The organism is Pseudomonas sp. W2Jun17 (assembly GCF_023127795.1).
In the GTDB taxonomy this organism is placed as follows: Bacteria; Pseudomonadota; Gammaproteobacteria; order Pseudomonadales; family Pseudomonadaceae; genus Aquipseudomonas; species Aquipseudomonas synxantha_A.
On sequence record NZ_SPKO01000029.1, the window covers coordinates 92,350 to 112,451 of the forward strand.

20 protein-coding genes are annotated in these 20,102 nt (G+C 58.3%); 13 read left to right on the top strand and 7 right to left on the bottom strand.

What is annotated here, in order from left to right; genetic code table 11:
* Window positions 1-144: 144 nt before the first annotated feature.
* Together E4O98_RS17510 and E4O98_RS17515 are read left to right on the top strand one after the other, a co-directional pair.
* Window positions 145-1,866 (top strand): hydrogenase maturation protein, encoded by a 1,722-nt coding sequence (locus E4O98_RS17510; RefSeq protein ID WP_248135783.1) that lies wholly within the window; start codon window positions 145-147, stop codon window positions 1,864-1,866.
* 149 nt (window positions 1,867-2,015) lie between these two features.
* On the top strand, window positions 2,016-2,624 hold the full coding sequence (locus E4O98_RS17515; protein ID WP_248135784.1) for a dTMP kinase: 609 nt from the start codon (window positions 2,016-2,018) through the stop codon (window positions 2,622-2,624).
* Between the two features lie 129 nt (window positions 2,625-2,753).
* On the opposite strand, the gene E4O98_RS17520 is transcribed toward E4O98_RS17515, so the two are convergent.
* Together E4O98_RS17520 and E4O98_RS17525 are read right to left on the bottom strand one after the other, a co-directional pair.
* Complete coding sequence (locus tag E4O98_RS17520; RefSeq protein WP_223018288.1) at window positions 2,754-4,184, bottom strand: amino acid permease; 1,431 nt, start codon at window positions 4,182-4,184, stop codon at window positions 2,754-2,756.
* A 190-nt stretch (window positions 4,185-4,374) separates the two neighbouring features.
* Window positions 4,375-5,409: a histone deacetylase family protein gene (locus E4O98_RS17525; protein ID WP_032875300.1), complete on the bottom strand. Its 1,035-nt coding sequence runs from the start codon at window positions 5,407-5,409 to the stop codon at window positions 4,375-4,377.
* Window positions 5,410-5,528: 119 nt separating this feature from the next.
* Between E4O98_RS17525 and E4O98_RS17530 the strand changes: the two genes are divergently transcribed.
* The 6 genes from E4O98_RS17530 (at window position 5,529) to E4O98_RS17555 (ending at window position 11,733) form a co-directional block, all read left to right on the top strand.
* Window positions 5,529-6,029 carry an Lrp/AsnC family transcriptional regulator gene (locus tag E4O98_RS17530; protein WP_032875302.1) on the top strand — a complete coding sequence of 167 codons (501 nt, stop codon included), beginning with the start codon at window positions 5,529-5,531 and terminating at the stop codon, window positions 6,027-6,029.
* Between the two features lie 258 nt (window positions 6,030-6,287).
* Window positions 6,288-7,655 (top strand): epoxide hydrolase family protein, encoded by a 1,368-nt coding sequence (locus E4O98_RS17535; protein ID WP_248135785.1) that lies wholly within the window; start codon window positions 6,288-6,290, stop codon window positions 7,653-7,655.
* A gap of 62 nt (window positions 7,656-7,717) precedes the next feature.
* Window positions 7,718-8,791: an alpha/beta hydrolase gene (locus E4O98_RS17540; protein WP_248135786.1), complete on the top strand. Its 1,074-nt coding sequence runs from the start codon at window positions 7,718-7,720 to the stop codon at window positions 8,789-8,791.
* A 24-nt stretch (window positions 8,792-8,815) separates the two neighbouring features.
* Window positions 8,816-9,325 carry a cytochrome P460 family protein gene (locus E4O98_RS17545; protein WP_248135787.1) on the top strand — a complete coding sequence of 170 codons (510 nt, stop codon included), beginning with the start codon at window positions 8,816-8,818 and terminating at the stop codon, window positions 9,323-9,325.
* 25 nt (window positions 9,326-9,350) lie between these two features.
* Window positions 9,351-10,127 carry an alpha/beta hydrolase gene (locus E4O98_RS17550; protein ID WP_223018290.1) on the top strand — a complete coding sequence of 259 codons (777 nt, stop codon included), beginning with the start codon at window positions 9,351-9,353 and terminating at the stop codon, window positions 10,125-10,127.
* Between the two features lie 187 nt (window positions 10,128-10,314).
* Window positions 10,315-11,733: an aldehyde dehydrogenase family protein gene (locus E4O98_RS17555; RefSeq protein WP_248135788.1), complete on the top strand. Its 1,419-nt coding sequence runs from the start codon at window positions 10,315-10,317 to the stop codon at window positions 11,731-11,733.
* Between the two features lie 99 nt (window positions 11,734-11,832).
* Here the strand turns inward: E4O98_RS17555 and E4O98_RS17560 are convergent, their stop codons facing one another.
* Window positions 11,833-13,044 (bottom strand): cytochrome c biogenesis protein DipZ, encoded by a 1,212-nt coding sequence (locus E4O98_RS17560; RefSeq protein ID WP_248135789.1) that lies wholly within the window; start codon window positions 13,042-13,044, stop codon window positions 11,833-11,835.
* Between the two features lie 30 nt (window positions 13,045-13,074).
* A complete protein-coding gene (locus tag E4O98_RS17565) occupies window positions 13,075-13,335 on the bottom strand; it encodes a DUF2790 domain-containing protein (protein ID WP_116667504.1) in 261 nt (86 codons plus the stop codon).
* Between the two features lie 304 nt (window positions 13,336-13,639).
* On the opposite strand from E4O98_RS17565, the gene E4O98_RS17570 reads away from it, so the two are divergent.
* The 3 genes from E4O98_RS17570 to E4O98_RS17580 are packed head-to-tail and all read left to right on the top strand — an operon-like array spanning window position 13,640 to window position 15,852.
* A complete protein-coding gene (locus E4O98_RS17570; RefSeq protein WP_116667505.1) occupies window positions 13,640-14,380 on the top strand; it encodes a response regulator in 741 nt (246 codons plus the stop codon).
* Window positions 14,377-15,684 (top strand): HAMP domain-containing sensor histidine kinase, encoded by a 1,308-nt coding sequence (locus E4O98_RS17575; RefSeq protein ID WP_223018294.1) that lies wholly within the window; start codon window positions 14,377-14,379, stop codon window positions 15,682-15,684. The genes E4O98_RS17570 and E4O98_RS17575 overlap by 4 nt, the downstream gene beginning before the upstream one ends.
* A 12-nt stretch (window positions 15,685-15,696) precedes the next feature.
* Window positions 15,697-15,852, top strand: a complete 156-nt coding sequence (locus E4O98_RS17580; protein WP_248135790.1) for a DUF1810 family protein — start codon at window positions 15,697-15,699, stop codon at window positions 15,850-15,852.
* Here the strand turns inward: E4O98_RS17580 and E4O98_RS17585 are convergent.
* Window positions 15,843-16,895: an AraC family transcriptional regulator gene (locus tag E4O98_RS17585; RefSeq protein WP_248135791.1), complete on the bottom strand. Its 1,053-nt coding sequence runs from the start codon at window positions 16,893-16,895 to the stop codon at window positions 15,843-15,845. The genes E4O98_RS17580 and E4O98_RS17585 overlap by 10 nt on opposite strands.
* Window positions 16,896-16,898: 3 nt before the next feature.
* Window positions 16,899-17,897 (bottom strand): AraC family transcriptional regulator, encoded by a 999-nt coding sequence (locus E4O98_RS17590; RefSeq protein ID WP_248135792.1) that lies wholly within the window; start codon window positions 17,895-17,897, stop codon window positions 16,899-16,901.
* A 170-nt stretch (window positions 17,898-18,067) separates the two neighbouring features.
* On the opposite strand from E4O98_RS17590, the gene E4O98_RS17595 reads away from it, so the two are divergent.
* Window positions 18,068-18,214, top strand: a complete 147-nt coding sequence (locus E4O98_RS17595; protein ID WP_198715775.1) for a hypothetical protein — start codon at window positions 18,068-18,070, stop codon at window positions 18,212-18,214.
* On the opposite strand, the gene E4O98_RS17600 is transcribed toward E4O98_RS17595, so the two are convergent.
* Entirely contained in the window at window positions 18,201-18,812 is a 612-nt protein-coding gene (locus E4O98_RS17600) for a helix-turn-helix domain-containing protein (protein ID WP_223018298.1), read from the bottom strand. The genes E4O98_RS17595 and E4O98_RS17600 overlap by 14 nt on opposite strands.
* 119 nt (window positions 18,813-18,931) lie before the next feature.
* Between E4O98_RS17600 and E4O98_RS17605 the strand changes: the two genes are divergently transcribed.
* Window positions 18,932-20,089: a MexC family multidrug efflux RND transporter periplasmic adaptor subunit gene (locus E4O98_RS17605; RefSeq protein ID WP_223018299.1), complete on the top strand. Its 1,158-nt coding sequence runs from the start codon at window positions 18,932-18,934 to the stop codon at window positions 20,087-20,089.
* Window positions 20,090-20,102 lie beyond the last annotated feature (13 nt).

A 20,102-nucleotide genomic window follows, 5' to 3' on the forward strand; every position in this document is an offset into this window, starting at 1 on the left:
TCGAAACTATCGTCATTTGCTGGCACAAGCTTGATCCTGGTCAGGTAACGCTGCTGCCACGCTCTATAACCTTGGGCTTCCATCAAAGGCCAGGGACGGCTCAAGGAGCACCTCTGGTCGCCCAATCTCAAGGAAGAGTCAGCCATGCGATCATTGAAGATCCTGTTGTTATCCTCGGCATTCAACGGTTTGACCCAGCGGGCCTGGCTGGATTTGCGCCAGGCGGGTCACGACCCCAGCGTTGTGGTATTCACCGATGAAACTACGGTGTGTCGCCACGTCGAGGCGTCAGGCGCCGACCTGGTGATCTGCCCATTCCTGAAGGACCGTGTACCACAGCAGCTATGGAGCCACCCGCAGCGCCCGGTGGTGATCATCCATCCCGGCATCGTCGGTGACCGTGGCGCCAGCGCACTGGACTGGGCCATCACCCAGCTGGTCCGGCGCTGGGGCGTCACGGCCCTGCAGGCCGTGGAGGAAATGGACGCCGGGCCGATCTGGTCGACCTGTGAATTCGACATGCCCGCCGATGTACGCAAATCCGAACTGTACAACGGCCCGGTGAGTGACGCGGCGATCGTCTGCATCCGCGACGTGGTGGAAAAATTCGCCAATGGCTTCGTCCCGGAGCCCCTCGACTACACGCAACCTAGCGTTATCGGGCGGTTGCAGCCGAACATGACCCAGGCTGACCGCACCTTCAGTTGGTTCGATTGCGCAAGCTTCATCAAGCGCAGCATCGACGCCGCCGACGGCCAACCCGGGGTGTTGGCAAGCCTGCTGGGCGGGCAATATTACCTGTACGACGCGCACTTGGACTCACGCCAGGGCACCCCGGGAGACATCCTCGCGGTACAGGACGACGCCGTGTTGGTGGCAGCAGGGGATCACAGCCTGTGGATCGGCTCGCTCAAACGCAAGGCCCAGCCAGGGGAGGAGACCTTCAAGCTGCCGGCTCGCCATGTCTTGGCTGAACAACTGGCTGACATTCCGGTGTTGAACAGCTCGATCGCGCAACAAAGCTTCAATGCGCTGGCCTATCAACCGATTCGCTACCGGGAGGCCGGTCACGTCGGCGAACTGACATTCGAGTTCTACAACGGCGCCATGAGCACCGAACAATGCCAACGACTGGTGGCAGCATTGCACTGGGCCAAGGCGCGAGACACCCAAGTGTTGCTGATCAAGGGCGGGCGCGGGAGCTTTTCCAATGGTGTACACCTCAATGTCATCCAGGCCGCCAAAGTGCCGGGGCTGGAAGCCTGGGCCAATATTCAAGCCATCGACGATGTGTGCCGGGAGCTGCTAACCGCCAGGCAACTGGTGATCAGCGGCCTGACCGGTAGTGCGGGCGCAGGCGGCGTGATGCTCGCGCTGGCCGCTGACATTGTATTGGCCCGTGAGGGTGTAGTGCTCAACCCGCATTACAAAACCATGGGGCTCTATGGCTCCGAGTACTGGACCTACAGCCTGCCACGGGCCGTCGGCAGTGAGATCGCGCACAAGCTCACCGAAGAATGCCTGCCCGTCAGTGCCGTCCAGGCCTTGCAGCACGGAATGGTTCAGGACATCGGCCCACGCTGCCCACACGCCTTTGATCTGTGGCTCTCTCAACAGGCCCAAAGCGCGCTGACCGATGAGAAGTATCTGTACGCACGCACCCGTAAAGCCACGCTGGATAGTCAGCAGGTTGAACGTTGCCGCGAACATGAGCTGGTACAGATGCAGTTGGATATGGTGCAAAACCGCCAACAGTTTGCCGAAAAGTGCCGAAACTTCGTGTTTAAACGCAAAACCTGCCAGACCCCGCAGCGCTTGATCGCGCCCTGGGCGGTGACGTACGAGGCCGAAGTCCCGGAATGCTGAATGGCTGACCGATCCTCTACGGTCGACGCGGGAAGGGCCCAGCCTCGCATTGGGCAATAGGGTTCCCCATAATGGAGGCCAATTCGCCCAAACGCTCAGACCAGAGGCCCCATGGAACTGCACAACCTGAACGATAACGCAGCGCTCGTATGAATCGTGCGCTGTTTATTTCGTTGGATGGGCCCAAGGGCACCGGCAAAACCACGCTGTTGGAGGCCGTTACGACAGCATTGAGGGCCGACAACAAAAAGGTTGTCCGCCTGTGCGAGCGCAAGAGCGATCCCTATCGAGCGCAAACGATGGCTCTGGTTAAAACATTCGCCAGAGATCCCAGCCGGGATCTGGAACTTGAGGTGTGTGAACGCTTTGCCGACAGCCGTCGCTGGATTACCCGGCACGTACTGGCTGCCCAGCCACCTGACAGCATCATCCTGATGGACCGTTGGTACCCCTCCGATGCGGCGTTTCGTCGATTGATACCGTTTAAAGATATCCTTGCGCTGAACCTTGATCGACAGGTGCAAGTGCCGGATCTGCATGTGGGGGTTGTCACCACTGCGCAAATATCCTGGGCGAGGGCAGCGACACGACGGCGCGGGTTGAGCAGTACGGTGATGCATAAGCTGGAGGAGCAGGTTGTGTGTACCGAGGCGTTTGAACGGGCGGCTGTGGGGCAGGGGTGGGTGATGTGTCGCAATGAAGGGACGATTGAGGAGGCGATGAGGCGGGGGGTTTCGCAGATATATAAAGTCCTTTGATCGAATTCAACATGAAGGGCGCTAGGCTAAAAACAGAACGGCTGCGACACATCAGTAGCTTCAATAAGGTTTCCCTCGTACCCCCTAGAGTTCCACGCCAGGAGGTACGAGAGAGGTAAGCCATAGCCCTTAAACCAATCCTTCGCGTTTGTATTGATTTGCCGAACTGTCAGCGGGCTTGGGTTTTCTGGAACAGGTCAGCTGGTAAGCAATTGCCAACCATAGGAACCATCCCGGCATGACCATCAACGCAATTCGGGTATCTGGTCTCAATGCCAGCAGACAAAGAACAAAGCCCAGAAACGCCAAAGAGAACCAGGCCATCGGCGCGCCGCCAGGCATCTTGTAGGTCGATTTTGCATGCAGGTCAGGGCGAGTGTTGCGATAGGCAATGTACGACGCGAGGATCGTCGACCAAGTGAAAATCACCAGAATTGCTGACACGGTAGAGACGATGGTGAACGCGGTCATGACTTCTGGAACGATGAACAGCAACAACACGCCCAGCAGCATCAACAAGGTGGTGAACGCCAAACTCAGCAGAGGCACGCTGTTGCTCGACAGACGCCGGAAAATCCCCGGAGCGTTGTCCTGATTGGCCAGCCCGAACAGCATCCGACTGGATGAAAATACGCCACTGTTGGCCGATGAGGCGGCGGATGTCAGCACCACAAAGTTGACGATACCGGCTGCTGCGGGGAACCCCGCAACCAGAAACAGCTCGACGAAGGGGCTCTTGTTGGGCGAAACCTGTTGCCAGGAAGTCACTGCAATAATGCAGGCCAGTGCCAGCACATAAAACAAGATGATTCTGAGCGGAATCGAGTTGATGGCTTTAGGCAGGGTCTTTTCGGGGGAGCGCGTTTCGGCGGCTGCGGTGCCGATCAGCTCGGTGCCCGCAAACGAGAAAATCGCCATCTGAAACCCGGCAAAGAAACCGAACAAGCCGTTGGGGAATGCGCCCTGTTTATCCAGCAAGTGGTTCAGGGACGCAGTGACGCCACTGGGTGAGACAAAGGAGCTGGCAATCAGCACCATGCTCACGCCAATCAGGGCAACGACGGCAATGATTTTGATGATCGCGAACCAGAACTCCACTTCACCGAAGAGCCTGACAGTCAGCACGTTCAAGGCGAACAGTGTTATCAGCATGCCAATGGCCGGTATCCATGCGGGTACATCAGGGAACCAATACTGAAAAAAACCACCCACCACGACTGCATCACCTATCACTGCAACGCTCCAGCTTAGCCAATATGACCAGCCGAGAAAGAATGCTGCGCGTGGGCCAAGATAGGCACCGGCAAAATCAGCGAAGGTTTTGAAGTTCAAGTTGGAAAGTAACATTTCGCCCATGGCACGCATGACGAAGTAGACGAACAGTCCGATGATCATATAGATGAGGATGATCGACGTGCCGGAGAGGGCGATGATCTTCCCGGAACCCATGAACAGGCCTGTCCCGATAGCACCTCCCATGGCCATTAACTGAATGTGACGATTGCTGAGCGTGCGCTGCAGCGCGGGCTGTTCAACCCGCTCGGACGGAGTCGATTTCATTACAAAACCTCTTGATTTTATGTTTTTGAGTTTTGGTAGAAAAGTGGGTGTCACATGACCTTGATTGAGATGTAACGGCTACTGACGGTGGTGGTTTGCGGATGGCAGGCTTTTCCTCCGCTAACAAGGTGCACGGCCAATAAAAAAGTCATGTTTTTGTTCTCCGATTCAACAGTCGAAAGGCTGCGATTCAGGCGCGTTTGCTCTCGTAACCATGCAGCACATTGACGGCATTGATCCCGATTTCATCAACCATGTACCCGCCTTCCATCACAAACAGGGCAGGGCAGCCCACGCCGGCTATCAGCTCGCCGATGCCGATGAAGTCTTCGCTTTCAAGCAAAAAGTGGCTGATGGGGTCGTCCTTGAAGGTGTCGACGCCCAGTGAAATAACCAGCACGTCAGGGGCAAATTGCTGAAGTTTCTTGCAGGCGTGGAGCAAGGCGTTGCGGTAGCTTTCCCAAGAGGTGTTCTTCGGCAGCGGATAGTTCAGGTTGTAACCTTCGCCGTGACCAGCGCCGACTTCGTGGCTGTAGCCTGAGTAGTACGGATAGGACACCGCCGGTTCGCCGTGCAGCGAGACAAACATGACGTCACTGCGCCCGTAGAAAATATTCTGGGTACCGTTGCCATGATGAAAGTCGACATCCAATACCGCGACACGCTTGGCGCCTCGGGTAATAGCCTGCTGTGCGGCAATGGCTGCGTTGTTCAGATAGCAATAGCCGCCCATGTATTCACGTGCTGCGTGATGGCCGGGCGGGCGGCATAGGGCAAAGGCGCTGTCGTGACCTTCATCGATCAGCGCCAGTCCGGTCAGCGCGATATCGGCACTGGTTTTTACCGCTTGCCAGGTGGTGGCGGTAATGGGGGAGCCGGCGTCCATGGCGTAGAAACCCAGCTTGCCGTCGATGAAACTCGGAACTTGCTCGTTGGCCAGATCACGCACTGGCCATACCAGCGGCAAGGCGTCGTGGGTGCGCCCGGTTGCACACCATTCAGACCAGGCAGATTCCAGAAAAGTTACGTAGCGCTCGCTGTGCGCGTTGACATAGCACGACCGATCAAATGCCCGCGGTTCGATGATCTGGCCAAGACCTACCTGTTTGACCCGATTGTGGACGGTATCGGCCCGACTGGGCTGTTCGAAGGACGGCTTGAGCACGCCGTCTTTCAATTCGGTGCCGTGGTGCAAACGGTGGGAATCACTGAAAACTGTAAACATTGTGCGCATCCGTTGATGTGAGCCAGTGCAAATATTCTGTTCCGGCTCTGATGCGCTTTCTTTGCTTTGTTTTCGTGGTTTACTGGATTATTCGGGCGTTTTTACTCAGGAATGACGTAATGCAGAAAAAAACATCCAAACGCATCAGTCTCGACGACACCGACCTGGCGATTCTCGCGTTGCTGCAGGAGGATGCGAGTATTTCCAACTCTGAGCTCAGTGAGCGCTTGTCGTTAAGCCTGACACCTTGTTGGAGGCGGCGTAAGAGAATGGAGGAGGCGGGCGTGATTAAAGGCTATCAGGCGAACCTTGATCGACGAATGCTGGGGCTGGATATCATGGCGTTCGTGCACATCCGTTTTTCCACCCACGCCGACCACGCTCCCGATGATTTTGAGGCGGTGATCGCTCAACTGCCTGAAGTGTTGTCCTGTCACAAGATCACCGGGGATGCCGATTACGTGCTGCAAGTGTTAGCAGAGGACCTTGATAGCTACAGTGATTTTATCGAGCAGGTGCTCAGGCATCAGGTGGGTATTGCGTCCATCCAGTCCAGTCTGGCTTTACGCGAAATTAAGACCAGTAGCCGTATCGCGATACCCAAATCGATCAAGGCGTGAATGGGCAGGGGGTAGATCACGAAGTGGAACCCTGTCTTTAGCAGCGATTGGCGCATTTGTATCGTTTTGTATCTGCGCTTTGGATAGATACACAGCGATTCCTTTAAGTCGGTTGATGACACATACGGGATACCTGCGGGGCTTTAAATGAACCCATCGAGAAGGCGCAAACCTTCTCCAATGGATGACTCATTTAACTCGCGGCTATCTCTGCGCGTTTCGCGACGTTGTCGACCAATGACTTATAGGAAATTCAAAATGCCTGCAGCCACGTTCGGTTTCACCTGGCGCCATTGTCTGGCTTCTTCCGTGAGAATGGGTGTTTTGGGGTTGGCCCTGATAGCCGGCAGCGGTGGTGCCTGGGCTGCTGGCCCGGCCGCCGATGCGTCAGTTGCCAGCTCGGCCTCGACCAGTCCCGAATCGATCAGACCTTATCGAATTCACGTCGATGAAGCTCAATTGGCCGATCTGAAAAAGCGCATTGCGGCGACCCGCTGGCCGGACAAAGAGACCGTCAACGACGTTTCCCAAGGCGTGCAGTTGGCCCAGGTCCAGGCGCTGGTGAAGTATTGGGGCAGCGGCTATGACTGGCGCAAGGCCGAAGCGAAGCTCAATGCGCTGCCTGAATTCATCACGAGAATCGACGGCGTCGATATTCAATTCATCCATGTTCGCTCGCCAAACCCCAACGCGATGCCGCTGCTTCTGACACACGGATGGCCTGGCTCACAGTTTGAGTTCCTGAAGACTATCGGCCCGCTGACGGATCCCGTTGCTTACGGCGGTAAGGTTGAAGATTCGTTCGACGTGATCATTCCATCGATTCCGGGACACGGTTTTTCCGGTAAGCCGACTGAATTGGGTTGGGGGCCGGATCGAGTCGCGAAGGCTTGGGATGTGCTCGTCAAGCGTCTGGGTTATACCCATTATGTTTCCCAGGGCGGAGATCACGGTTCGGTCATATCGGATGCATTGGGCCGCCTGAATCCGCCGGGGCTGTTGGGCATTCACTTGAACATGCCGGCCACCATCCCGCCCGAATTGGTCAAGCCGATCAATAGCGGCGAGCCGGCCCCTGTTGGGCTCACTGAGCCTGAACGCAAGGCGTTTGATTCCTTGAGCACCTTCTTCGGCCGCAATGCAGCATACGGCGCGATGATGGTTACGCGCCCGCAGACTATCGGTTACCTGCTGGCCGATTCGCCCACCGGCACTGCGGCGTGGATGTACGAAAAAATCGCCGCGTGGACGGACAGTGATGGCCAGCCTGAACGGGTATTGACCCGTGACGAGATGCTGGACGATATCAGCCTGTACTGGCTGACGAACGCGGGCGCATCGTCATCGCGTTTCTATTGGGAAAACAACAACAACAATTTCAGCGCTGCCGCGCAGAACACCGCAAGCATCAAGGTGCCGGTGGCGATCACGGTCTTCCCGCACGAGATTTATCAGGCGCCAAAAAGCTGGGCGCAACGCGCTTACCCATCACTTTCCTACTACAGCCAGGTTAACAAGGGCGGCCACTTCGCTTCCTGGGAGCAACCTCAATTGTTCAGCGAACAGTTGCGGGAGGCCTTCCGGCCGCTGCGCGCCAAGCTGAGCGCAACGAAGACAGCCCAGTAGCTCACACGCAATCCAGCCAACACACCGGGCCGCTATTCGGCGGCTCGCTACGGAGAAACACCATGGAGATGACCTTGCTGAACAATCAAAATAAATCCAGCCGCCTGCGGGGTCTTGCCCCATCGCTGTTGGCAGCAGCGGTGCTGCAATTCGCGGCGGTAGCTGTCGGTTTTTCCCAAGCCAGCGCGGCTGATGTGCCCGCGTCCACCATTGGGGCTATCACGCCGGGAGCTCACACCTCTCTCGGTGCTCTTAAGCATGTGAAGGCGGGGCTGCTGGACGTTTCTTACGCGGAACTCGGCCCAGCCGATGGCCCTGTGATCATTTTGTTGCACGGCTGGCCCTACGATATCAACGCATACGCTGATGTCGGTCCTGCTTTGGCGGACAAGGGATATCGAGTGTTGATCCCTTCTGCGCGTGGTTATGGCGATACGCATTTTCTCTCGGCCAAGACAGTTCGCAATGGTCAACCCGCTGCGCTAGCGACCGACCTGATCGACTTCATGGACGCGCTGAAGATCAAGACGGCGGTGCTGGGTGGGTTTGACTGGGGCGCCCGCACGGCAGATATCGTTGCCGCACTGTGGCCGGAAAGAGTGAAAGCCCTGGTCGCTGTGAGCGGTTACCTGATAGGCAGCCAAGAGGCGGGCAAGGCACCATTGCCGCCAGCCGCCGAACTGCAGTGGTGGTACCAGTTCTACTTCGCGACCGAGCGCGGGCGCCTGGGTTACGAGAAAAACACCCATGACTTCGCCAAGCTCATCTGGAAGCTGGCGTCGCCACAGTGGAATTTCGACGACGCCACTTATGAGCGCAGCGCGGCATCCTTGCAAAACCCTGATCACGTGGCCGTGTCGATTTTCAACTATCGCTGGCGCCTGGGGTTGGTCAAGGGCGAGGCCAGATACGACGCGCTGGAGAAGAAACTCGCGGCATTTCCATCCATCAGCGTGCCGACCATCACCCTGGAAGGTGATGCGAACGGCGCACCGCACCCACCTGCCGAAGCGTACGCCAAGCGCTTCACTGGCAAGTATGAGTACCGATTGATCACCGGTGGTGTAGGCCACAACTTGCCGCAGGAAGCGCCGAAAGCCTTCGCCCAGGCGGTGATCGACGCCGATCATCTTTGAAAACCGGCTGAGAGGATGGCGAGAATGAAGCTGAAATTTCTGGCCGCGATGTCGGCTGCCATTGCAATCGCAGCGTTGAGCGCTACCGGTGTGGCCTCGGGCGACGCCAGTACTGGCGACGCCTCACCAATCTATGGCGTGAAATTGCCGGAAAACTACCGCCTATGGCCGCTGATTGCCCCGGCGCAGGAAGCGGCCCCCTTGAACGAGCTGCGAGCCGTGGTGGGCAATGACTTGGCCATCAAGGCTTATCAGGATTCAACGCTGCCGTTCCCTGATGGCACGGTGCTGGTAAAGCTGGCCTGGAAACATGTGCAGTCCCCGGAATTCGAGCCGGCGTCCATCCCGGGGCCGGCCACGACCGTGCAGGTGATGGTCAAGGACTCGAAAAAATATGCAGCAACCGGTGGTTGGGGATTCGGGCGGTTTATCAACGGTAAACCGGCCGATGAAGCCCAACACCAAACCTGCTTCGCCTGTCACCAGGCGCGAGTGCGTAATCACGACTTTGTCTTCACGCGCTTCGCTCCCTGATTTCCCGTCAAACCCGGAGTCAACAATGAAAAAAGTATTAACCGCACTGGCCGTCGCCGTCAGCCTGGGCATGGCGACACACGCCTGGTCGCAAACTGAAAAACCCACGATTGTGCTCGTACATGGCGCCTTTGCCGATGCGTCGAGTTGGAATGGTGTCGTGAAGATTCTCGAGAAGGACGGTTACCCGGTGGTTGCCGCTGCCAACCCATTGCGCGGTGTAAAGAGCGATGGGTCGGCAATCTCGGCATTGCTGACGAGCATTCATTCGCCGGTGGTGTTGGTCGGCCACTCCTATGGCGGCAACGTTATCAGTGATGCGGCCAACGATCATGCAAACGTCAAAGCCCTGGTTTACGTCAGTGCGTTTGCACCTGAGGCCGGGGAAACCGTCGCCGGGCTGGCCGGCAAATTCCCGGGCAGCACGCTGGGTCCAACGCTGGCTGCGCCTGTACCGCTGGCCGATGGGGGCAAGGACTTGTACATCCAGCAGGACAAATTTCACAACCAGTTCGCCGCTGACGTCCCCGCGAAAGAGGCGGCATTGATGGCCGCCACCCAACGCCCGGTAACGGAAGCGGCGCTCAACGAAGCATCCGGCAGCCCTGCCTGGAAGCATATTCCGTCCTGGTACATCTACGGCGACAAGGACAAGAACATTCCCCCGCAAGCCATGGCATTCATGGCCAAGCGCGCCGCTGCCAAAGCCGTGGAAGTGGTCAAGGGCGCTTCCCATGTCGTGATGGTTTCGAACCCGGAACCGGTTGCCCGCCTCATCGAAAAAGCCGCCACCGCGAAGTAACACGCCAAGGGCGAAGCGGCGTTTTCAGCGCTCTATGCCGAGGTGGGTTTTACACGGCGCCCGGCGGGATTCGTTTTGAACGTGTGCAACGCTGAACGCGGGAGAGGGGTATTCGACGCTGCCAACGCCTGGGCATACCGGGCGTTGTGCTTATCGCGGGCAACCGCAATCAATCAGGTACGCCACGATGTGGAAGATCAATCACAGTTACATTGATGGAGCATTCGTTCCCGTTCAGGGCAATGAAACGGTGCAATGCATCAATCCGGCTACCGAGGCGGTCATCGGTACGCTCACCCTGGCTGATCGTGAAGATGCCAGGCGCGCTATCGCGGCGGCTTCGCATGCTCAAGTCGCGATGGGCCGCACCTCCAAGGCCGAGCGTATCGACATGCTCGAGCAGTTGCAGGCTGCCGTGCTGGCGAGCACGAATGAAATTCGCGATACCGCCATCGAAGAGTACGGTGCGCCGTTTGCCCGTGCGCAATGGGTCAGTCGCTACGCTTCGCAGTCATTTGCCAATGCGGCGCAGGTGTTGAAACACTTCGACCTGAGTCGTTCGGTCGGTGACGCTACCGTGGTGATGGAGCCGGTCGGAGTCGCGGCGCTGTTTGCCCCCTGGAACAGCACCGCCGGGACGATATGCAGCAAACTGGCATCGGCCATCGCGGCGGGTTGTGCCTCGGTCATCAAACCGAGCGAGTTGAGCCCCTTGCAAACCACCGTGCTCGCCCAAGCGTTGCATCGCGCAGAGTTGCCCAGCGGGGTTTTCAATATTCTGTTGGGACGCGGCAGTGATGTGGGTGACGAAATCAGCGCCAGCCCACTCATCGCGAAAATTTCATTCACCGGGTCCACCGCTACCGGAAAGCTTATTGCACGTGCCGGAATCGAGACCATGAAGCGAGTGAGCCTGTCGCTCACGGGGAAGTCGGCCTCTATCATCCTGGATGACGCCGATCTCGACATCGCCATTCCCCTGGCTCTGAATGCTGCGTTCATGAACAACGGTCAGGCATGTGTCGCTGGCACACGTCTGCTGGTGCCACGCTCGCACGCCGAGGACATTATCAAGCGCGTCAAAAGCCTGGTTGAAGCGATGGTCGTCGGCGATCCGCAGGATCCGGCCACGGCTCTCGGGCCGCTGGTCAATCGCGCCCAATTCGACCGCGTACAAGCTTTCCTCCGCCGCGGGCAGGCGCAAGGCGCGACGTTGATTATCGGCGGGGAGGGCAGACCGACCGGCTTGGACAAGGGCTACTTCGTCAGGCCTACGGTCTTTGCCGACGTCAGCAATGACATGGACATCGCGCAAGAGGAGATTTTCGGCCCGGTGCTATCGATCATTGCGTATGACTCGCAAGAACAGGCGATCGCTATTGCCAATGCCAGTCTCTACGGTTTGCAGGCTTATGTATTTACCCGGCAACCGGAACGTGCCCAACGCCTGGCGACCCAGCTGCAGGCCGGCTCGGTGTTGATCAACAGAATTTCGCCAGAGCTGCTGGCGCCGTTCGGCGGGGTAAAGCAGTCCGGTGTCGGCCGGGAGTTTGGAGTCTTTGGGCTGCAAGCATTTCTTGAGGCCAAAAGCATCGTGTCCGATTAGCCTTGGGTGGGCGGGAGAGGGTGGTCGCGCAACCCAGGCCGCAGGAGAAAAAGCTAATGGCCCACAGCGCGTTGCCTGGGGGCCATGGATATTCAAGGGTTACGCGGCTGGGGCTTTCGCCTCCTGCAGCAGTTGCTGAATCATCTTTTCCTGCGTCTCGTAGCGACCTTCTCCGAAGTGGGTGAAACGCACTTGCCCTTTGGCGTCGATCAGGTAGTGCGCAGGCCAGTACTGGTTATCGAAGTTGCGCCAGATCGCGTAGTTGTTATCGATGGCTACCGGGTAAGTGATGCCGAGCTTTTTCACCTGATCCCTGACATTGCTGATGATGCGTTCAAAACCGTATTCCGGGGTGTGGACGCCGATTACCACCAGGCCATCCTTCTCGTACTTCTGCGCCCAGTCCTTCACGTAAGGCAGGGTGTGCTGGCAATTGATGCAGTCGTAAGTCCAGAAATCGACGAGCACCACTTTGCCTCTGAGCGATTCACTGGTCAGTGCGGGCGAATTGAGCCATTCCACCGCGCCGGACAGCGACGGCATCGGGCCTTGGGCGTTGTCGAGGGTGGGTTCGGCCTTGGCCTTGCTTACCAGGTATTCGACGACTTTGGGGACGCTTTGCAGCACGCCTTTTTCCAGCACGCTGACGCCTTCGGACGACGCCCCGGCCAACAGCGTCTTGTCGGCACCGGTAGAAATCATCAGCGCTGCGGCCAGAACCGCAAAACCGGTGACGCGCCGCAGCCAACCCGTGACCGGAATCGAGGCCTTCAGGCGATTGACTAAACCGCGTCCGGCGAAAATCAGCGTACCCAACGACAGTGCACTGCCCAGGCCGTAGGCCACCAGCAGCAGGCTGGTTTGCGCATTGGCGCCTTGCAGCATGGCGCCGGTCAGGATCACACCGAGGATAGGCCCGGCGCACGGCGCCCAGAGCAGGCCGGTGGCGACGCCGATCATCAGCGAACCCAGCGGCCCGGACATTTTGCGCGTCTGGGGGGCAAGGCGATTGCCCAGTAACACGAACGGGCTGGCCAGCCAGCCACTGATCCGCGCCGAGATCAGCGACAAGGCAAACAGCGCCATCACCACCAGTGCCCCATGACGCCCGGTGTTGTTGGCCTGAATCACCCATTCACTGCTGACCACGGCCAGGCTGGAAACCAGCGCGAAGGTCAGGACCATGCCACCAAGGGTAAGCAGGATCGAGGAGCGTGTGCGGTCGATACCGGCGAACAGAAACGGCACGACCGGCAGGATACAAGGGCTGAGGACGGTCAATAAGCCGCCCAGGAATGCGATGAGGAACATAAGGGTCTCCTGATGAAATGTGGGCCGGGCTCAGTTATCGCTGTGGCACTCAGCAAATTTGCGGTAGTTCAGGATCTCGGTCTTGCCCTGCGAATTCAGGTAGGTCAGTTGGGCATCGACAATGCCGCAGGCCGCCCCGGCATCCTCTGTCAATGCCACCACTTTCTGGATGTCCAGATGCGTGCCGTAGGTGTAGGTTTGCGGCGTGACGTCGGCTTCGGCGCGGGCCGAGAAGGTGCAGATATTCAGGGCGGCAAACAGGCAAGTGGCATAGAGGGTATTGGTGTTCATGGTCGTTTCCTCAAGGCTTCAAGGGTTGGGTCGTTCAGTTGAGCCGAGGCGCTTGGGTTGGCCTCGATGTGGCTCATTAGAAGCCCGCGAGGTATCTCGCCTGTGTCAAAAACAGGCGCGGATAAATCGGTTCGTATCAGGACCCCGTCCCGATACACAGCCATACAAAACCTAGGAAATTGTTGTTTTTGCCTCTGCATGTATCCTTCGCCACAGCAGATACACTGCAATACAAACCGCCGCGGGCGAACGGGCTCAGCCTCTATAGACTGAGCCGCAATTTCCAATGACAGAGGCTTGGCCCATGGAACACGTTGATCACATCCTCATCGTGGACGATGACCGTGAGATTCGAGAGATGGTAGGCAACTACCTGAAGAAGAACGGCCTGCGCACGACCCTGGTTGCCGATGGCCGCCAGATGCGCTCGTTTCTCGAGGCCACGCCGGTGGACCTGATCGTGCTGGACATCATGATGCCCGGCGACGATGGCCTGGTGCTCTGCCGCGACATTCGCGCCGGCAAACACAAGGCCACGCCGGTGCTGATGCTGACCGCCCGCAACGACGAAACCGACCGCATCATCGGTTTGGAAATGGGCGCCGACGATTACCTGGTCAAGCCGTTCGCCGCCCGTGAATTGCTGGCACGCATCAATGCTGTGCTGCGCCGTACGCGCATGCTGCCGCCCAACCTGGTCGTTACCGAAACCGGACGGTTGCTGGGGTTCGGGCGCTGGCGCCTGGACACCTCCGCCCGCCATCTGCTTGATGAGGACGGCACCATGGTCGCCCTCAGCGGCGCTGAATATCGCCTGCTGCGGGTGTTCCTCGACCATCCGCAACGAGTACTCAATCGCGACCAGTTGCTCAACCTGACCCAGGGCCGTGACGCCGACCTGTTCGACCGTTCCATTGATCTGCTGGTCAGCCGCCTGCGCCAACGCCTGCTTGACGATGCCCGCGAGCCGGCTTACATCAAAACCGTACGCAGCGAGGGGTATGTCTTCTCGCTGCCGGTGCAAGTGCTTGGAGCACCGGCATGAAGCCTTCGCTGCATTGGCCTCGTACCCTCATCTCGCGGCTGTCGTTGATCTTTCTGGTAGGGCTGACCCTCGCGCAGGCCTTGTCCTTCGGCGTGCAGTATTACGAGCGTTACGAAACCGCGAAAAACACCATGCTCGGTAACCTGGAAACCGATGTGTCGACGTCCATTGCCATCCTTGATCGCTTGCCCGCCGAGGAACGCATGAGTTGGTTGAAACAACTGGATCGACGCAATTACCGCTATTTGCTCGACGAAGGCTCGCCAGGCACCGCCCTGCGTGACACGCCGATTGCAGTGACCTCGATCAAGGAGGCTATCGGCAAGGATTACCCGATGACCGTGACAGACATTCCCGGGCCTATCAAACATTTCCAGGTCCATCTTAAACTGGCCGACGGCAGCCCGGTGACCATCGACGTGCGCCCCTCGATGGTGCCATTGTCGCCGTGGCTGCCGGTGGTTTTGCTGGGCCAGTTGGCCTTGATGATTCTATGCGCGTGGCTGGCTGTGCGCATTGCCATACGCCCGCTGACCCGCCTGGCCCAGGCCGTGGAGAACCTCGATCCTAATACTCACCCGGTGCATCTGGATGAACAAGGCCCGACCGAAGTCGCACACGCGGCCATCGCCTTCAATGCCATGCAGGCGCGCATTGCGGCCTATCTGAAAGAACGCATGCAACTGCTGGCGGCGATTTCCCACGACCTGCAAACCCCGATCACGCGCATGAAGCTGCGTGCCGAATTGATGGACGACTGCGGCGACAAAGACAAATTGTGGAATGACCTCGGCGAGATGGAGCATCTGGTGCGTGAAGGCGTTGCCTATGCCCGCAGCGTGCATGGCGCCACCGAGGAAAGCCGCCGTACCGATCTTGATTCATTCCTCGACAGCCTCGTGTTCGACTACCAGGACATGGGCAAGGACGTGCGGCTCAGCGGCAAAAGCAACGCAGTGATTCACACGCGGCCCCACGCGCTGCGCCGAGTGCTGGTAAACCTCACGGATAACGCGCTCAAATTCGCCGGTGCCGCGCAGCTGCGGGTCGAGCCGGAGGAGGGCGACAGCCTCTCGGTGACCGTGATGGATCGTGGTCCCGGCATTGCCGAAGAGGAGCTGGCCCGTGTGATTGAGCCATTTTACCGCGTGGAAAATTCGCGCAACCGCAGCACCGGCGGCACGGGCCTGGGCCTGGCTATCGCCCAGCAACTGGCACAAGCCCTCGGCGGCACCCTCACCTTGAGAAATCGCGAAGGCGGCGGACTGTGCGCTGAACTGAGATTACCGACGCGCTTATCGTAGGAGGCGCCAATCATGCAGGATACGTTCAATCTTCCCCGTTTCGTCGAGGCTCAGCGCCTGGTGTTCAATCGAGGCATGGACGAGCTGCGCGCGGGCCGCAAGACGAGCCATTGGATGTGGTTCGTCTTCCATCCATTGCAGGGGCTGGGTCGCTCCGCTCAAAGCTGATCCTTTATCCGGCTAGCCATCAATAAAGGCTGCCTGCTCACCCCCGACTCCCTGCACCACTCAAGCGCAGACATACCAAACCAGCGACGAAACGCCCGCGAAAAAGTGCTGACATCGGCGTAACCCAGCAGATGCGCCACGTCTGTAAGACTGATTGTCGGAACCAGCAGGTAATTGCGCGCCAGTTGCTGGCGAGTCTCATCCAGCAACTGCTGAAAAGACGTATTTTCTTGAGCCAAGTGGCGCTGCAAGGTTCTTGGGGTGACTGCCATGCAATCGGCCACCTTGTCGATCGTTGCACGTCCGCTGGGCAACAAGTTACGCAGCAATTGCCTGACGTAGCCAGGTATCGCGTCTGTCGACAAGCGCTCTATACCTGATAGATGTCTAGCGAAAATCTGATGTAATGCTTCGCTGGCGCGATCCAGTGGTTGCGCCAGCACGCATGCGTCAAATAGCAGACCCGTATGCGCTGCTGAGAACGTTGGTGTGATACCCAGTGCCTGGCGATAGCCCCACTCATCGGCAAGAGGCGGATGACGGAGCATTACCGCCTCAGGTTGCCATTGATCCCCGGCCAACGTGAGCATCAGTTTTAAACCGACACCACACGCCAGTTCTTCTGCTTGAGGCAATCCGACAATCGACATCTCATCGGTTCGATAGCTCAGCAACGCGACGCCTTTCACAACCTCCAAATCAACCTGTGCTGCGCCGTTGTACAGCCCGAAATTCGCGCGCAGCTCGAGCAATGCATCGCCGATGGTTCGAGCGTTGTGGATCAGGAAAAACATATCACCGAAGACGTCGACACCTTGGTGGAGCCCGAATTCCAGGCCGAACAATGCGTTATTCGAACGCTGCTGGCACATTTGCAACAAGCTGCAATATTGTTGGAAGGAGAGGATATCTTCCGGGCGCTGCAGCGACATCGCAGGCACAGAGGCCTGTCGCAGTATACGGCTCGGGTCCAGACCCTGACGCCGGGCAAATTGATCGAACCCTGTCAGACTGATTGCACGAATGAATGGATTGGACGCCATGTTTTACCCAAGAGTTTGTTGCATGCGCTGCTTCCACTTCTGCGGGCTGACGCCATTCCAGCGCGTGAAAGCCCGGGAAAAGGTGCTCAGGTCGGCATAACCCAACATACCTGCCACCTGTGTCAGGCTGATCGATGAGTCGCAGAGGTAGCGTGCGGCCATCGTCTGGCGCGTTTCGTCCAGCAGCTCCTGAAATCGCGTGTTTTGTGCCCGAAGATAGCGTTGCAAGGTGCGCGGGCTGATCATCATGTACTTGGCCATGTCGCGAAGTGTGACCGGACCATTGGCAAGCTCATTGCATAGCCTTTTTTGCACATACGACGGAAGTTCTTGCAGTGTTACGCGCGCTAACTCGTCGATTTGTTGCTGGGCTAATAGTTGACACCTGACGTCTGTAGCTCCGAGAGGTCTGGCCAGTAACGACTCATCGAAAACCCAGGCATTGACGGCGCTGTCAAAGCGCGGAGGGACACCCAGCAGCGTGCGATAGGCAATGCGGCTGGCCGGAGCGCTGTGGCGCAACATCAGAGCTCTCGGTTTCCAGGCGTGCCCCAGCAGTTCGCGGAGCAAGCATGCGGCAACTCCCATTGCCAGCTCCACTGTCTGACGTACTGAGGCCAACGTACCGTCAATGACTTCGTACACAAGAAGGGCGCTACCGCCTCGGCGTTCAAGGCGCACTAGTGCGCCGTCACTGTGTATATGGAAATAGCGTGTCAGCAGATTCAGCGACTCGCCCACATTGGCCGCGTTACGCATGGCGTACAGCAGAGTGCCTAGACTTTGCGTGCCTTGGTGCAAGCCTAACTGTAAGCCGAACAAGGGATTGCTCGACCGTAACGCACATAACTGGACCAACGCATTGAATTGCGCGCCGGATATTTGAGCGTTCAGCGGCTCTTCGGGCAGGTCTACCTCCGCCAGCGCCGAAACCGGATCAATCCCCTGACTGGTAGCAAACGCCTTGAAACCAAGCAAAGCAACACCACGCACTGTGGACATCATCTGAGCCTCTCGAATGAAATACAGCCTTTGGCCTGAAAAGTATTGGCACGATATGCAAAATCTCTGGCGCGATATGCAAAGCTTTCACCCTTGTCCCGAGACCACACTCGAACGACCAATAACAAAAGACCTGCGTTCGGCCCAAGGCTGGACGATGGAGGGATACGATGCGTCGGTTTCTGTTCGCTTTGCTGGTGATCGCACTGATTTCGGGTGCGCTGTATGTTCAGCCACGGCCCGCTGACCACAATGTTGTTCATCATGCCAATCACCCGCCGGTTGCCAGCATCAGCGATGCCTTCACGCATTTCTGAGGACTGAAGCGTTCTCCTGAACAGAGGCGTGCTCGCGAAACTCGCCACTAGAGAGTGCTCCGTGCAGGAACATTTGCTCCAGCGTTCGGGCCGACTCGGCGTTGGCTGCACGCCCGCGCTGTTCGGCATCCACCAAGCCGTAGACCAGGGTGATGAACAGCTCGGTAAAAATCGCTGCGCTAATGTCGATGCGAAACAGTCCTCTTTGCTGACCTCTGAGGAAGAACTCGTCTAGCGCCGCCAGGTAAAACTGCCAGCGTGTGTCACCCCGTTCGAAGTCGAGGAAGTCTGGGCGGTATTGCGCCATAAGAAAGGCAAGCAATTCGCGATGAGCCAAGTGCTCGCGGATCAATCGACGCAGCGCGTCCAAGGGCTGCAGATGCTGCAAACCGGCGCTGCGGATAATCAGATTGAGCGTACTTTCGGCGTACTCCTCCAGTCTCTGCCCTAGATTTTCCCGTGTCCCACAGTAGCGGTGCAGGGTCGCTTTGCTCATGCCCGCCAGTTGCGCCAGCTCTTTCATTGTCGCCCGGGGGCGATTGACAACCGCCATAGTCAGCGACTTGAGCATTTGTTCATCATGGGAATTGGGTGTCATCACCACGCCTTTAGCGATGTTTATACAGGGATCACAATATTCTCATATGAGACAATGTTGACTCATTAGAGTTTGCAAAGTAGCATCCGCACCAAGTTCAATCAAGCCTTGGGTGAGAGATGGGAAATTTGCGTGCGATAGGGATGGCAGGCTCGCTGGCAGCGGCCATTGCGCTGGCCGGGTGTGGGCCGTCGAATGAACAAGCGGACGTGGCCGAAGTGGTGCGTCCTGTAGAGGTGCTGGCAGTAAAGACGGAGCCTCTAGCTCTGACTTCGGATTTGCCGGGCAGGGTAGAGCCCATGCGAGTCGCCGAGGTGCGCGCGCGCGTGCCAGGCATCGTGATGCAAAAGCGTTTTGAAGAGGGCGCGGATGTCAAAGCCGGGGACCTGCTGTTCCAGATCGACCCGGCGCCGCTAAAGGCGGCCTTGTCGCGAGCAGAGGGTGAATTGGCCCGCACCCAGGCCGTTGCACTTGAGGCACAGGCGCGGGTCAAGCGCTATGAACCGTTGGTGAAGGTCGAGGCGGTCAGCCAGCAAGACTTCGACAGTGCCATGGCCGACCTGCGCAGCGCCCAGGCGGCCACGCGCTCGGCTCAGGCCGATCTGCAAAGCGCGCGCTTGAACCTTGGTTATGCTTCGGTGACTGCACCGATTTCCGGTCGTGTCGGCCGTGCACTGGTAACCGAAGGTGCGTTGGTCGGTCAGGGTGACGCGACGTTGATGGCGCGGATTCAGCAACTTGATCCGGTCTATGTCGATTTCACTCAATCTGCCGCCGACGCGCTGCGCCTGCGCGAATCGCTCAAGGGCGGAAAACTCTCCGCTGATGACAGTAAAACGTTGTCGATTCGTGTCGACGGCACCGCTTTTGAGCGTCAGGGCGCACTGATGTTTACCGATATCGCCGTTGATCGCGGCACCGGGCAGGTGTCATTACGCGGCAAGTTCGCCAACAGCGACGGCGTGTTGCTGCCGGGCATGTTCGTGCGCGTGCGCACGCCTCAAGGCACCGACAAGCAGGCCATTCTCGTGCCCCAGCGCTCGGTGCAGCGCGGCAGCGATGGCGGCGCGCAGGTCATGGTGGTCGGCGCCGACGGCCGCGCCGAAGCGCGCAATGTGGTGACCGGTTCCATGCAAGGTTCGCGCTGGCAGATCAGTGAAGGCCTGAAGGCTGGCGATCAGGTGATTGTCAGCGGACTGAGCGGCCTGCAACCAGGTGCCATGGTCGTACCCGCCCAGCCCCAAGCCCAGGCTCAGTCGCCTGAGTCGCACCAGTAAGGGCGCCGTCGCC

What these genes read in the sequence shown, in the direction of transcription:
- E4O98_RS17510 (WP_248135783.1), top strand. Translation starts at nt 145, where the DNA reads ATGCGATCATTGAAGATCCTGTTGTTATCCTCGGCATTCAACGGTTTG.
- E4O98_RS17515 (WP_248135784.1), top strand. Translation starts at nt 2,016, where the DNA reads ATGAATCGTGCGCTGTTTATTTCGTTGGATGGGCCCAAGGGCACCGGC.
- E4O98_RS17520 (WP_223018288.1), bottom strand. Translation starts at nt 4,184, where the DNA reads ATGAAATCGACTCCGTCCGAGCGGGTTGAACAGCCCGCGCTGCAGCGC.
- E4O98_RS17525 (WP_032875300.1), bottom strand. Translation starts at nt 5,409, where the DNA reads ATGTTTACAGTTTTCAGTGATTCCCACCGTTTGCACCACGGCACCGAA.
- E4O98_RS17530 (WP_032875302.1), top strand. Translation starts at nt 5,529, where the DNA reads ATGCAGAAAAAAACATCCAAACGCATCAGTCTCGACGACACCGACCTG.
- E4O98_RS17535 (WP_248135785.1), top strand. Translation starts at nt 6,288, where the DNA reads ATGCCTGCAGCCACGTTCGGTTTCACCTGGCGCCATTGTCTGGCTTCT.
- E4O98_RS17540 (WP_248135786.1), top strand. Translation starts at nt 7,718, where the DNA reads ATGGAGATGACCTTGCTGAACAATCAAAATAAATCCAGCCGCCTGCGG.
- E4O98_RS17545 (WP_248135787.1), top strand. Translation starts at nt 8,816, where the DNA reads ATGAAGCTGAAATTTCTGGCCGCGATGTCGGCTGCCATTGCAATCGCA.
- E4O98_RS17550 (WP_223018290.1), top strand. Translation starts at nt 9,351, where the DNA reads ATGAAAAAAGTATTAACCGCACTGGCCGTCGCCGTCAGCCTGGGCATG.
- E4O98_RS17555 (WP_248135788.1), top strand. Translation starts at nt 10,315, where the DNA reads ATGTGGAAGATCAATCACAGTTACATTGATGGAGCATTCGTTCCCGTT.
- E4O98_RS17560 (WP_248135789.1), bottom strand. Translation starts at nt 13,044, where the DNA reads ATGTTCCTCATCGCATTCCTGGGCGGCTTATTGACCGTCCTCAGCCCT.
- E4O98_RS17565 (WP_116667504.1), bottom strand. Translation starts at nt 13,335, where the DNA reads ATGAACACCAATACCCTCTATGCCACTTGCCTGTTTGCCGCCCTGAAT.
- E4O98_RS17570 (WP_116667505.1), top strand. Translation starts at nt 13,640, where the DNA reads ATGGAACACGTTGATCACATCCTCATCGTGGACGATGACCGTGAGATT.
- E4O98_RS17575 (WP_223018294.1), top strand. Translation starts at nt 14,377, where the DNA reads ATGAAGCCTTCGCTGCATTGGCCTCGTACCCTCATCTCGCGGCTGTCG.
- E4O98_RS17580 (WP_248135790.1), top strand. Translation starts at nt 15,697, where the DNA reads ATGCAGGATACGTTCAATCTTCCCCGTTTCGTCGAGGCTCAGCGCCTG.
- E4O98_RS17585 (WP_248135791.1), bottom strand. Translation starts at nt 16,895, where the DNA reads ATGGCGTCCAATCCATTCATTCGTGCAATCAGTCTGACAGGGTTCGAT.
- E4O98_RS17590 (WP_248135792.1), bottom strand. Translation starts at nt 17,897, where the DNA reads ATGTCCACAGTGCGTGGTGTTGCTTTGCTTGGTTTCAAGGCGTTTGCT.
- E4O98_RS17595 (WP_198715775.1), top strand. Translation starts at nt 18,068, where the DNA reads ATGCGTCGGTTTCTGTTCGCTTTGCTGGTGATCGCACTGATTTCGGGT.
- E4O98_RS17600 (WP_223018298.1), bottom strand. Translation starts at nt 18,812, where the DNA reads ATGACACCCAATTCCCATGATGAACAAATGCTCAAGTCGCTGACTATG.
- E4O98_RS17605 (WP_223018299.1), top strand. Translation starts at nt 18,932, where the DNA reads ATGGGAAATTTGCGTGCGATAGGGATGGCAGGCTCGCTGGCAGCGGCC.